12 protein-coding genes are annotated in these 11445 nt (G+C 63.0%); 7 read left to right on the top strand and 5 right to left on the bottom strand.

Features of this window, described 5'->3' with window-relative positions; all coding sequences use genetic code 11:
• Positions 1 to 173 precede the first annotated feature (173 nt).
• Positions 174 to 938 (bottom strand): transporter substrate-binding domain-containing protein, encoded by a 765-nt coding sequence (locus tag LB551_RS09115; protein WP_224556422.1) that lies wholly within the window; start codon positions 936 to 938, stop codon positions 174 to 176.
• Positions 939 to 1272: 334 nt separating this feature from the next.
• Here LB551_RS09115 and LB551_RS09110 point away from each other — a divergent pair, with 334 nt between their 5' ends.
• On the top strand, positions 1273 to 1851 hold the full coding sequence (locus tag LB551_RS09110) for an Lrp/AsnC family transcriptional regulator (protein WP_224658951.1): 579 nt from the start codon (positions 1273 to 1275) through the stop codon (positions 1849 to 1851).
• 162 nt (positions 1852 to 2013) lie between these two features.
• On the opposite strand, the gene phhA is transcribed toward LB551_RS09110, so the two are convergent.
• Positions 2014 to 2850: a phenylalanine 4-monooxygenase gene (phhA, locus tag LB551_RS09105; protein WP_140551634.1), complete on the bottom strand. Its 837-nt coding sequence runs from the start codon at positions 2848 to 2850 to the stop codon at positions 2014 to 2016.
• Positions 2851 to 2978: 128 nt separating this feature from the next.
• Here phhA and LB551_RS09100 point away from each other — a divergent pair, with 128 nt between their 5' ends.
• Both LB551_RS09100 and LB551_RS09095 read left to right on the top strand, forming a co-directional pair.
• On the top strand, positions 2979 to 3455 hold the full coding sequence (locus tag LB551_RS09100) for an Lrp/AsnC family transcriptional regulator (protein WP_224658950.1): 477 nt from the start codon (positions 2979 to 2981) through the stop codon (positions 3453 to 3455).
• A gap of 304 nt (positions 3456 to 3759) precedes the next feature.
• Positions 3760 to 4218 (top strand): RidA family protein, encoded by a 459-nt coding sequence (locus tag LB551_RS09095; protein WP_140551635.1) that lies wholly within the window; start codon positions 3760 to 3762, stop codon positions 4216 to 4218.
• A gap of 25 nt (positions 4219 to 4243) precedes the next feature.
• Here LB551_RS09095 and argB read toward each other — a convergent pair whose 3' ends face one another.
• Complete coding sequence (gene argB / locus LB551_RS09090; RefSeq protein WP_140551636.1) at positions 4244 to 5137, bottom strand: acetylglutamate kinase; 894 nt, start codon at positions 5135 to 5137, stop codon at positions 4244 to 4246.
• Positions 5138 to 5304: 167 nt separating this feature from the next.
• Positions 5305 to 6798 (bottom strand): amidase, encoded by a 1494-nt coding sequence (locus LB551_RS09085; RefSeq protein WP_224626561.1) that lies wholly within the window; start codon positions 6796 to 6798, stop codon positions 5305 to 5307.
• A 146-nt stretch (positions 6799 to 6944) separates the two neighbouring features.
• Between LB551_RS09085 and LB551_RS09080 the strand changes: the two genes are divergently transcribed.
• The 4 genes from LB551_RS09080 (at position 6945) to msrB (ending at position 9665) form a co-directional block, all read left to right on the top strand.
• On the top strand, positions 6945 to 7484 hold the full coding sequence (locus LB551_RS09080; protein ID WP_224626563.1) for a sigma-70 family RNA polymerase sigma factor: 540 nt from the start codon (positions 6945 to 6947) through the stop codon (positions 7482 to 7484).
• On the top strand, positions 7481 to 8179 hold the full coding sequence (locus LB551_RS09075) for an anti-sigma factor domain-containing protein (protein ID WP_224626566.1): 699 nt from the start codon (positions 7481 to 7483) through the stop codon (positions 8177 to 8179). The genes LB551_RS09080 and LB551_RS09075 overlap by 4 nt, the downstream gene beginning before the upstream one ends.
• A 224-nt stretch (positions 8180 to 8403) precedes the next feature.
• Positions 8404 to 8961, top strand: coding sequence for a fasciclin domain-containing protein (locus LB551_RS09070; RefSeq protein WP_140551640.1), 558 nt, complete (start codon positions 8404 to 8406; stop codon positions 8959 to 8961).
• Positions 8962 to 9161: 200 nt separating this feature from the next.
• On the top strand, positions 9162 to 9665 hold the full coding sequence (gene msrB, locus LB551_RS09065) for a peptide-methionine (R)-S-oxide reductase MsrB (RefSeq protein ID WP_224626583.1): 504 nt from the start codon (positions 9162 to 9164) through the stop codon (positions 9663 to 9665).
• A gap of 168 nt (positions 9666 to 9833) precedes the next feature.
• Here msrB and LB551_RS09060 read toward each other — a convergent pair whose 3' ends face one another.
• Complete coding sequence (locus tag LB551_RS09060; protein WP_140551642.1) at positions 9834 to 11426, bottom strand: DHA2 family efflux MFS transporter permease subunit; 1593 nt, start codon at positions 11424 to 11426, stop codon at positions 9834 to 9836.
• Between the last annotated feature and the right edge of the window lie 19 nt (positions 11427 to 11445).

Genomic DNA, 11445 nt, shown 5'->3' with positions numbered 1-11445 from the left:
CTTTCAACTGCATCCCGCTCAGAGTCAGGAAAAGCGCGTAGCGCTTTTCTTGGGGAATTGCGCAAGAACAAAGGTTTAGAGAGGGGCGGCGATTGTTTCAAACGCTGCACCGCTCCGGCATCTGACGCGTGATGCCCGCCGGCAGCCGAGCGGCGCCGGCGAGCGATCCAACGTCATTTGGCGCTGTAGTCCTTGCCGTACCATTTCGTGGTCAGCGCGGCGAGCGTGCCGTCCTTCTTCAGCTCGGCGATGATGCCCGAAACCTTTGCGGTCCACTCGGGATCGTTCTTCTCGGCGATGACCACGAGCGGTTCGCGGAAGGCATATTCCCCTTCGAGTATCTTCACGGGATAGCCGTTCTTGATGGCGTTCTGCGCCGTCTGCTCCGGCGCGATCACGGCATTCAGGCGAACACCGTCGCCGAGCCGCAGGTCATCGAAGGGAAGCATGGAATCGGCGAAGGTGCGGATCTCGCCGGGCTCCAGCTTGTATTCGACGGGAGGCAGGCCGGGCGCGTCGATCTCGAGCTTGCGGCGGATGAAATCCTCCGAGGTGGTGGCCGTCTCGACGCCGATCACCTTGCCGTTGAGATCGGTGACCGACTTCGCGGTGCTATCCTTGTGCACGACGTAGACATAGGGGCTGTAATAATAGATGCCGACAAAATCGATCACCTTGGAACGAGCCTTGGTCGGCGTGACCGAGCCGACGCCGAGGTCGTAGCGCCCTTGCCAGCGGCCGCCGGTCAGCGTCGCCCAGTCGGGGGTCTCGAACGAGACCTCGACTCCCAGCCGTTTGCCGATCTCGCGCGAGACGTCGATGTCGAAGCCGGCGAGTTCGTTGCTGTCATTAAGAAAGCTTTGCGGCGGCCAGGCGGCGTTGGTGGCGACGACCATCGCCTTCTTCGACGTGACGCGATCCAAAGTTTCTCCGGCCATGGCGGCCGTCGTGATCGCGAATGTCGCGGCAGCAAGAATGGCGAAATCGAGCAGTTTTTTCAAGGTTATCCTCCCTTATGGATGCAGCTGAAATGATTTGTGCCTGCGGCGGGCACCAGTGGTTGTTGCGACCGCGACGTCTCCGCGCGTTCGGCTTGCGGATGCAAGTCCAATGCGGCTCGCTGTCGATTTGCGTCCATCGCAGCCGAAGCTGTTCCCCTCATGGGCTGGCGTTTGTGACAGTTGACACTCAGGTCGCGAAAAGCAGGGTTCCACCCGGCGAAATGCCGGATAATGGCAGCCATGCAGTCATTGCGTGCCGTGAGGCGGCAAAATGCCGGATATTTCAGCCTTGCGCAGCCTGCACCGGCTATTCCTCAGGATTGTCGCGGACGTGGTTCAGCCGATAGGATCGCGCCGAGGGATTGACGGTTCCAGGGCGGATCGAAGGAGAGGATTGATTGTGGAATTGACTGAAAAAGATCGCCAGCTGCTCGCGCTGATGCAGAAAAACGCGCGTGAGCCGGTGGCATCACTGGCGCGTCAGCTCGGCGTATCCCGGACTGCCTTGCAGGAGCGCATACAAAAGCTCGAGGCGGGCGGCGTCATTGAAGGCTACGCGGTGCGGCTGACCAAGGAGGCAGCTCAGAATTCCGTCCACTGTTTCACCTTCGCCGCCCTGAACAACAAGAGCTACCCGGACGTCTCCAGAAAGATCAAGGCGATGGCTTCGATCCAGGCGGTGTATGCAATAACCGGCGAGTGGGACCTGATCATCCATGTCGCGGCCGAGACGCTCGAGAAGCTGAACCGGGAAGTGAACGCGCTGAATGAAATCGGCGGCATCGTCAAAACCGCTTCGCATGTGGTGATGGAGACGAAGTTCAACCGCAACATCTATGCCGCACTATAGAAGGGCGAGGTTTCGCTCGCCCCTGCCCATCCGAATCCGGCTAGAGCAATTCACTGTCCCATGGAACGCTGAACTGCTCTATCTCTTTGTTTTTGCGCAATTCCCAAGGGAAAGCGCTACGCGCTTTCCCGGGAAAACCGTGCACACTTTTCCTGGATTGCCCTAGACAGTCGCCGGGTCGAGTGCGGGCTCGCCCATGCGGCGAGCGACGATCGCCGCGAAATCCGCGGTCTGGAATGTGTCGCGTAGCGCGTCGAAGGACGGCAGCACGAAATAGACGCGCTGGAACTTGTCGATTTCGTAGCCCGTGCGCATCACCGTTTCCAGGTCGAAAGGCGCATGGTGCGCATCCTTGCTCTCGACCGCGAACTGCAACTCCGTGAAGGATGACATCAGGCCGGCGCCGAAGGCCTTCAGCGGCTGACCACTCTCCTGCATGAGGCCGTATTCGGCCGTATACCAGTAGAGCCGGCTGATCATTTCGTCGCCGCCGAGCGCGATGATGTCGCCCGCCTTCTGGCCGTACATCTGCATGAAGTCGGCGAAGACCGGCTGCGACAGCACCGGCACATGGCCGAAGAAATCATGGAACATGTCGGGTTCGACGATGTAGTCGAGTTCCTGCTGCGTCCGCAGCCAGTTGGTGACGGGGAAACGGCGGCTGGCGAGATGGTCGAAGAAGGGCGCGGCCGGGATGAGCCCCGGCACGGCGACGATCTCCCAACCAGTCAGCTTGCGCAACTTGGCACTGACTTCATCGAAGTCCGGGATGCGGTCGAGCAGGCCGAGCTTGTCGACGCCGTCGAGATAGGAATGGTGGGCGAGCTTGCGCGTCAGTTTCGTCTGGCGGTCGCACAGTGTGCGCCACACCGCCTGTTCGTCGGCGCTGTAGTCATAGCCCTGCGCCACGGTGAAATCGGCACGGCAGACCGAGTAATCGCCGCGCAGCCCTTGAGCCGCGCAGTCGCGGGCATATTCGGCAACGCTCATCGTCGTCATGGTTTTTCTCCTCGCCAACCTAAATTCCGGATTCTAATCGGATTTGCGGAGGCAAATCGGTTTTGGTGATGGCCGGAATGAGGATTTTTGGATAACATCCACTCGGAATGTGCCATAGCGGAGTTAAAGTGCCTCAGTTCGACGATTTCGAGATCAAGATGCTCGATATCCTCCAGCGCGACGGACGCAGGCCGGTCTCGGAACTGGCGCAGGAGATCGGCCTATCGACGACACCTTGCGCGCGGCGCTTCGAGGCGCTGAAGGAGGCCGGCATCATCAAGGGCTTTGCCGCCGTGCTCAGCCGCCGTGCCGTCGGCCTGACGGTCGAGGTGTTCATCCAGGTGCGGCTGGTCAGCCACAGCGACGGTTCGCCCGAGAGCTTCATCGCCGCGGTCCAGCGCATGGACGAGGTATCATCCTGCTGGACGATGACCGGCGACCACGACTTCCTGCTGCACGTGATGGTGCCGTCGGTCGACGAACTCAACGCCTTCGTCATGCACCGGCTGATGCGGCTCGACGGTGTGCGCGACGTCCACACGCAGCTCGTGCTGCAGAACATCAAGGGACCAGGCCACGTGCCGCTCGGCCATCTGCGGCGGTGATGGTGCCGGCATGGGCGGATCATTCATGAAGAGGTCCGCCATGCGCAGATGGGGCGGCGGGTCTGGTTCCGCGAGTCTGGGGATTTCTGACGCGCCACGGCCGGGTGAAGATGGCCCGACGCTGGCCGATTTCCGGGGCGCGCCGCAGGACGCGCAAGAGCAATCGATGGTGTTCGAACGGACGGCACGGAAACCTGCCGTGCTCGCGGCCATGCATTCGCATCGCGCCTGACTTTTTCACGCTGGCCGTTATCAGGCTGCGCGCTACTTCCTGGAAGCGGAGGGTGTCCGGCAGGAGGAAGCGATGGAGCTTGTCACCCATAAAAAGATGAAAGAGGGCAGGCTGATGCCTTGGGGAAAAGGCACCGTCGTCAGCGGCGCCAGGGGCTATGTCTTTCTCGCCGGCAATACGGGCACGGCCGAAGATTACGACCCGTCGACGGGCAAAGGTGGCGCCGTGGGGGACGCGGCGACGCAATGGCGCTCCATTTTGACGACCATCAAATCGGACCTGGAGGAGCTTGGCAGCTCGCTCGAGCATCTCGTCAAGATCACCCAATATGTCAAAGGACCATTTCCGGACGGCGGCGTTCTGAGTTCCCCCAATTTCCGGCTGGACGTCATGGACGAATTCTTCGCCACGCACTGCCCGAAGCACTGCAGCTACAACAATCCGCCGCCCTCGGAGGTAATCGGGGTTGCCGCACTTGCGCATCCCGATCTCGTCATCGAGATCGTGGCGGTCGCCGCTCTGCCGGACTAGCGTCCGGCGCGACAGCCCACAAATATCAGGGCACGATCAGCGTGCCGGCGCCGTGCTCGGTGAACAGTTCGAGCAGCACCGAATGCGGCGTCTTGCCGTTGAGGATGACGACGCCTTCGACGCCGCGCTCGATCGCCTCGATGCAGGTCTCGACCTTTGGGATCATGCCGCCCGACACCGTGCCGTCCTTGATCAGCGCCCTGGCCTCGGCGACTGTCAGCTCGTCGATCAACTTCTTGTTCTTGTCGAGCACGCCCGGCACATCGGTGAGGAACAGAAGACGCGAGGCCTTGCAGGCGCCGGCGATGGCGCCGGCGAAGGTATCGGCATTGATGTTGTAGGTGTGGCCATCGCGGCCCGGCGCCACCGGCGCCAGCACCGGGATCATCTCGGAGCGCGCCAAAAGGTCGAGCAGCGTGCGGTCGACCTCGACCGGCTCGCCGACGAAGCCGAGATCGAGTACGCGCTCGATGTTGGAGTCCGGATCGATCATGGTCTTGCGCGCCTTTTCGGCGAAGACCATGTTGCCGTCCTTGCCGCACAGGCCGATCGCCCATTCGCCCTCGGCATTGATGAGCGCGACGATCTCCTTGTTGATCGAGCCCGCCAGCACCATCTCGACGATCTCGACCGTCTTCTGGTCGGTGACGCGCAGGCCGCCCTCGAATTTGGATTCAATGCCCATCTTGTTGAGCATGGCGCCGATCTGCGGCCCGCCGCCATGGACGACGATCGGGTTGACGCCGGACTGTTTCAACAGCGCGATGTCGCGCGCGAAGGCTTTGCCGAGTTCGCTGTCGCCCATGGCGTGGCCGCCATATTTCACCACCACCGTCTTGTTCTCGTAGCGCTGCATGTAGGGCAGCGCCCGCGACAGCAGGGCGGCCTGCATTTCGGCGGTGGCGGCAATGTCCGTCATCGGCGTGGTTCCCTGGTTTTTGATTTCATGCCTGCCGTTGTCCCAAAACAGCTGCGCATTTCTGGGCGACATGCATCAGGTAAAGACGGCGGCGTCTTAGCGGGAATTGGCGCGGGCCGCAAACGGCTTTGCTGTCATATTCGAGCGGCTCACGACCTCGTCATCGCTTATGGCACCATAAGCGGCGCCCTGCGGCCCCGCCAACCGGAGATCTTCTCCATCTGCGCGGCCAGGGACAAAAGCGTCTCCTCGTCACCGGGCCGGCCCGCGGCCTGGATGCCGAGCGGCAGGCCGGCTTCGGTGACGTGGATGGGCAGCGCGATGGACGGCTGGCCGCTGACATTCTGGATCGCCGGCCAGTGGGTGAACCACAGGCTCTTGTCCATCAGCTGGCCGAACAGCGGTTCGATCCTGAGCAGCGCCGTGAGGCGAAGCTTGTCGAGCATATTCTCGATGAGCTCGTCGGCGCCCTTCGGGTCCATCGCACCGCAGGCGAGCGGCGGGTGGGCGATGATAGGCATCAGCACGGCGTCATACCGAGCCGTCTCCGCAATCAGTTGCCGCGAGGCGGCATGCAGCCGCTGCAAGCCTGAATAGGTCTCGCCGGCCGAGACCATTTCGCCCAATCGGCCGAGCACCCGCGTCGCGCGCTCGATGTCGCCGGTGACGGTGCGGCCGATGCGCACCGCTTCGGCCCGCAACATGCCTGCGACCGCCGAGGCAACCGTTCTGCAGAAATCGGCGAAGAAGTCGCGACCGATGGAGGGCAAATCGATTTCCTCGACGCTGTGGCCGCCCTCGCGGGTGAGCGCAACCGCGGTATCGAGCGCTTTCAGCGTCTCGGCCGAAATCGGCAGGCCAAGTGGAGAGTTCCGGTACATTGCGAGCTTGAGCTTGCCGGGATCGCGCGCGGCAGCCGCGGCGAACGCACCTTTCGGCGGCAGCGCGGCATAGGGCGCGAGCGGGTCGGGGCCATGGGTGAGGTCAAGCAGCAGGGCGCAATCGCGCACCGAGCGGGTTACGGCATGGTCGACCACCATGCCGTACCAGCTTTCGCTCACCAATGGCGACAGCGGGACGCGGCCGCGTGAGGTCTTGAGGCCGACCAGCCCGGTGCAGGCAGAAGGCACGCGGATCGAGCCGCCGCCATCGGAGGCATGCGCCACCGGCACGACGCCGGCGGCGACCAGTGCCGCAGCGCCGCCGGACGAGCCGCCGCTGGTATGGCCGATGTTCCAGGGATTGCGGGTGATGCCGAAGGCCTTTGATTCGGTCATCAGCCGCAGCCCGTGTTCGGGCGATGTCGAGGTGACGATGGGTATCAGTCCGGCGGCGAGATAGCGCTCGGTCAGCACCGAGCTGACCTCCGGCACCCAGGCGGGGATGCGGCTACCGCCATGCGACGGCACGCCTTTAATGGCGATGCCGAGATCCTTGATGGCGAAGGGCACGCCGGCCAGCGGCAGGGAACGGTCGATGCCTTTCGCCCGGCTGCGCGCCGCATCGTAGAGTGGCTCGGCCGTGGCATTGATTTCAGGCCGGCTGGCCTCGGCGCGTGCGATCGCCGCGTCGACCAGTTCGACCGGCGAAACCTCGCCCTTGCGCACCAACGCGGCAAGGCCGGTGGCGTCTTCTTCCCACAGCACCCGTTCGACCGACATGCGCGCTCCCCCGATCCAAGCAAGGTAACCAGCGGCCAATCCGTTGGCAATCGAGCGATGGAACGAGTGCGGCGCGGTGCGGAAAGCTTTGGGTGCACGGAAATTTGCGCCGTTGCAAATACATCGCAATCCCCTAATTTGCCGACATGACGCCACAGGAGATCAGCAATCTGATTGTCCGGACTTCGATGAAGGACCGGGCTTCGTTCGATCTGCTGTACCGGCAGACCAGCGCGAAACTTTTCGGTGTCTGCCTTCGTGTATTGAAGGACCGGGGAGATGCCGAAGAGGCGCTTCAGGAGGTCTTCGTCAAAATATGGACGAAGGCGGACCGTTTCGCCGTCTCGGATCTAAGCCCGATGTCCTGGCTGGTGGCCATCGCGCGCAACCATGCGATCGATCGCATCAGGGCGCGGCGGGAACCCGCCGCCTATATCGATGCCGCGCTCGATGTGGCCGATCCGGCGCCGGGACCGGAGGCGATGACCGTGGCAGGTGCCGAGTCCGAGCGCATCTATCATTGTCTCGAGGAATTGGAGAAGGGCCGGGCAGCGGCTGTCCGGGGCGCTTATCTGAACGGCGAGAGCTATGCCGAACTGGCGGAGCGCCATGGCGTGCCGCTGAACACGATGCGAACCTGGCTGCGGCGCAGCCTGGTGAAGCTCAGAGAGTGTCTGGAAAGATGACGCCGGCAGACGACGACGGACCGGAACGTGGAGGCGACGACCTGTTCGCCGCCGAATATGTTCTTGGCGTGCTGACAGCGGAAGAACGCCAGATCGCGTCCCGCCGCATCGATGGCGACGCCGCATTCGCTAGGCTTGTCGATGCCTGGGAGGCCCATTTTTCGCCCTTGGCCGTCGCCTATCCCGGGACAGAACCTCCGATCAGGGTCAAGGAGGCGATCGACCGCCGGCTGTTCGCCTCGCAGCCTCGCGCCGGCCTATGGTCGAGCCTTGCCTTCTGGCGCGGCCTTGCCGCCGCCGCCATCGCGGCGCTGGCGATCTATATCGCCTTGCCTTTCATCAACCCGCCGCTCCAACAACCACAGCTTGTCGCCTCGCTGGCTGCCGAAGGCAGCGACGTCAGATACCTCGTCGTCTATGACGCGGCGCATCATGAAGTCGGCCTGTCGCACGTTTCCGGTGAGCGGGCCTCCGGCAAGGACTTCGAACTGTGGGTGATCGCGGGCAATAACGCGCCGGTTTCGATGGGCGTCATCCCGGCTGGGAAGGCTGCGCATGTGACGGTTTCGCCGGCCGTGCAGCAGAAACTTGCGCAGGGCGCCGTGCTGGCGGTCAGCCTCGAGCCTTCAGGCGGTTCGCCGACCGGCCAGCCGACGGGACCGGTGGTCGCGGCGGGTGACCTGAAGGGCATCTGACGGCTCCCCGCCGGGGCCGTCAACTTGCAAAATAGTGAAGTCTATTTTTGCATGGATAAACTGCGAACCAAATTCCCGCGGTTGGTTCAGCCTATCCGCCGAAATCACTGTGCCTCATTTGGAAGAATGAGAATTCTTTCATAGGAAGCGAAACTAAGTTTTTCATGGCCCGTATCTCCTCGCGTTCCCAATGATGGGGAAAATAACCCGAGGAGACTTACATCATGCGTAAACTCGCCACCCTTTTGCTCGCCGGTACGATCGGCCTCTCGGCGCTCGGCACCATCGCCTATGCCGCCAATCCGATGGTCGGGGGCGCACCCATGTACGCCAAGAAGAACATCATCGAGAACGCCGTCAATTCGAAGGACCACACGACGCTGGTCGCTGCCGTCAAGGCAGCGGGCCTGGTCGACACGCTGCAGGGCGCCGGGCCCTTCACCGTCTTCGCTCCCACCAACGAGGCCTTTGCAGCACTTCCGGCCGGCACGGTCGAAACGCTGCTCAAGCCCGAAAACAAGGACAAGCTGACCAAGGTCCTGACGTGCCATGTGATCGCGGCGAAAGCGATGGCCGCCGACGTCGCCAAGATGGCCAAGGCCGATGGCGGCGCGCATGTGGTCAAGACCGCCGGCGGCTGCGAGCTGACGCTCAAGGCCGACAAGGGCAAGGTCACCGTCACGGACGAGAACGGCAATGTCGCCCATGTGACGATTGCCGACGTCAGGCAGTCCAATGGCGTCATCCATGTCATCGACAAGGTTCTTTTGCCGAAGATGTAACAAACGGCGCGCTGCCGGCGAACAGGCAGCAAGGCTCCCCTGCCGGTGCGCGGCTTCGTTCAGGCGCCGCGCGACCGGCAGGCGTCCGCTCCGCCCGTGGCTCCATCCGGGAGCCTGGTGCGGGCAACGTTCGGTCCTCAACGGCTTTTGATTTTCAGCCGAACGTTGAATGTGGCAAACAGACAGCAGGAGGATTGGCCATGAACCGTCGCGACTTTCTCTTGAGCGGCGCCGCCGCAATCGGCGTGGCCGCCGGCACGGCATCTCTGCTGCGCATGGGCGGATCGCAGGATGCGCGCGCGGCGGAAACCTTCGAAGTTACCAAGACCGATGCCGAATGGCGCGCGATCCTGTCTCCTGCGGCCTTCGACGTGCTGCGCAAGGAAGGCACGGAATATCCCGGCACCAGCCCGCTGCTCAACGAGCACCGCAAGGGCGTCTTCGCCTGCGCCGGCTGCGACCTGCCGGTTTACTCCTCCGAGACGAAGTTCGATTCCGGCACCGGCTGGCCGAGTTTCTGGCAGGAGATCGCCAGTGCCGTCGGCAAAACGGAGGACCGGTCGCTCGGCATGACTCGCACCGAAGTCCACTGCCGCCGCTGCGGCGGCCATCTGGGCCATGTCTTCGACGACGGCCCGCCGCCGACCGGGCTGCGTCACTGCATCAACGGCGTGGCGCTGAGCTTCAAGCCCGCCACAGCCTGAGACCATGCGGCCGCGATATGAAAAAACTCCGGGCTTGCGGCCCGGAGTTTTTTAGCGGTCAATCATTTCGGGCGTGGACTGGAGGAGCTTCCCGAAACGGCTGCCCGTGTTTCCTTGCTTTCAGCGCGATTCCGGACGCAAACCGTTTTTCCCGGTGTTGCCCTGGTGTCAGTGCCCGCCGCCACCACCGCCGGCGGCCGCCGGTTTGCGAATCATCATGGTAAACAGGCCAAGCGTCGCGAACAGCACCGTCAGCATGTAGAACACATCCATGAAGGACAGCAGCGCCGCCTGCTGCTGGACCATGCCCGACAATTTCGAGATCGCCGCGCTGGCCGCATCCAGGCCGGCGGTCTGCTCGAAATTGAGCGTCATGTTCTGAAGCTTCTGCTGCGCGGCCGCACTTCCCCACTGCACGTGCTCGGAGAGCCTTGCATAGTGGAAGGCGTTGCGGTCGATCAGCACCGTGTTGATCAGGGCAAGGCCGACGGCACCGCCGAGATTGCGGGTCAGGTTGAACAGGCCCGATGCATTCTTCAGCCGCTCGGGCGGCAGCGTGCCGAGCGCGATGTTGTTGATCGGCACCATGCACAGCATCATCGAACAGCCGCGCAGGATCTGCGGGATAAGCAGCTCGTAGAAATCCCAGTCGGCGGTCAGGTGCGTCATCCACCATGTTCCGGTGGCAAAGCCGAAGAAGCCGATCATCATCATCAAGCGCGGGTCCATCTTGTTCGACAGGATGCCCGAGACCGGCGCGGTGAAGAACATCGCCAGGCCGCTGACGAACAGCGCCTCGCCGATCATCATCGAATCGTAGCCGCGGATGCGTCCGAGGAACACGGGGTAGAGATAGGTGAGACCGTAGAGCCCGATGCCGATGACGAAGGAGAACAGCGAGCCGAAGGCGAAGTTGATATTGCTGAACGCCTTGAGATCGACGATCGGCTCCTCGGCGGTGAACACCCGCCAGAAGAACAGCACCGCGCCGAAGGTCATGACGACGGCACAGATGAACACCGCCTGATCCTGCAGCCAATCATTGTTCGGGCCTTCCTCGAGCACATATTCCATGCAGCCGAGGAACGCCGCCATGCCGGCAAGGCCCCACCAGTCGAACTTCGAGAACAGCTTGAGGTTGGGCTTGTCGAAGTCGATCAGCGACCAGGCCGCCGTCGTCACCAGGATGCCGGGCACGACATTGACGAGGAACAGCCAGTGCCAGGACATTGCGTGGCTGATATAGCCGCCGACGGTCGGGCCGATTGTCGGCGCCAGGGTGGCCACCAGGCCGATCATCGGCGACACGACGGCACGGCGCGACGGTGGGAAGATGGTGAAGGCGGCCGCGAAGACGCTGGGGATCATGCCGCCGCCGATAAAGCCCTGGATGGCGCGATAGACGATCATCTGGTCGATGTTGGTGGCGGTCGCGGCGAGCGCGCTGGCGGCGGTAAAACCCGCCGCCGAAATTGTGAACAGAATGCGCGTCGACAGCATCCGGCTGAGAAAGCCGGACAGCGGGATCATGACCACCTCGGCGATCAGATAGGCCGTCTGCACCCAGGGGATCTCGTCGGAACTGGCGCTCAGGCCGGCCTGGATCTCAGCCAGCGAGGCCGAGACGATCTGGATATCCAGGATGGCCATGAACATGCCGAACACCATCGCCAGGAAGGCTATGACGCGCCGCGTCGAGATGGTGTCAGGCACAGCCGGCCTCGCCGGCGGCGCTCCTGCGGTCAGGGTTGCGGTAGCCATGGCGTTGCTCCCCGGAGCG

It is taken from the genome of Mesorhizobium sp. BR1-1-2, from assembly GCF_020165435.1.
Classification (GTDB): Bacteria; Pseudomonadota; Alphaproteobacteria; order Rhizobiales; family Rhizobiaceae; genus Mesorhizobium.
This window is presented reverse-complemented; position numbering and strand designations above follow the sequence as displayed.

What these genes read in the sequence shown, in the direction of transcription:
- argB (WP_140551636.1), bottom strand. Translation starts at nt 5,137, where the DNA reads ATGACGGACATTGCCGCCACCGCCGAAATGCAGGCCGCCCTGCTGTCG.
- LB551_RS09110 (WP_224658951.1), top strand. Translation starts at nt 1,273, where the DNA reads ATGCCGGATATTTCAGCCTTGCGCAGCCTGCACCGGCTATTCCTCAGG.
- LB551_RS09095 (WP_140551635.1), top strand. Translation starts at nt 3,760, where the DNA reads ATGGAGCTTGTCACCCATAAAAAGATGAAAGAGGGCAGGCTGATGCCT.
- LB551_RS09075 (WP_224626566.1), top strand. Translation starts at nt 7,481, where the DNA reads ATGACGCCGGCAGACGACGACGGACCGGAACGTGGAGGCGACGACCTG.
- LB551_RS09060 (WP_140551642.1), bottom strand. Translation starts at nt 11,426, where the DNA reads ATGGCTACCGCAACCCTGACCGCAGGAGCGCCGCCGGCGAGGCCGGCT.
- phhA (WP_140551634.1), bottom strand. Translation starts at nt 2,850, where the DNA reads ATGACGACGATGAGCGTTGCCGAATATGCCCGCGACTGCGCGGCTCAA.
- LB551_RS09085 (WP_224626561.1), bottom strand. Translation starts at nt 6,798, where the DNA reads ATGTCGGTCGAACGGGTGCTGTGGGAAGAAGACGCCACCGGCCTTGCC.
- LB551_RS09080 (WP_224626563.1), top strand. Translation starts at nt 6,945, where the DNA reads ATGACGCCACAGGAGATCAGCAATCTGATTGTCCGGACTTCGATGAAG.
- msrB (WP_224626583.1), top strand. Translation starts at nt 9,162, where the DNA reads ATGAACCGTCGCGACTTTCTCTTGAGCGGCGCCGCCGCAATCGGCGTG.
- LB551_RS09070 (WP_140551640.1), top strand. Translation starts at nt 8,404, where the DNA reads ATGCGTAAACTCGCCACCCTTTTGCTCGCCGGTACGATCGGCCTCTCG.
- LB551_RS09115 (WP_224556422.1), bottom strand. Translation starts at nt 938, where the DNA reads ATGGCCGGAGAAACTTTGGATCGCGTCACGTCGAAGAAGGCGATGGTC.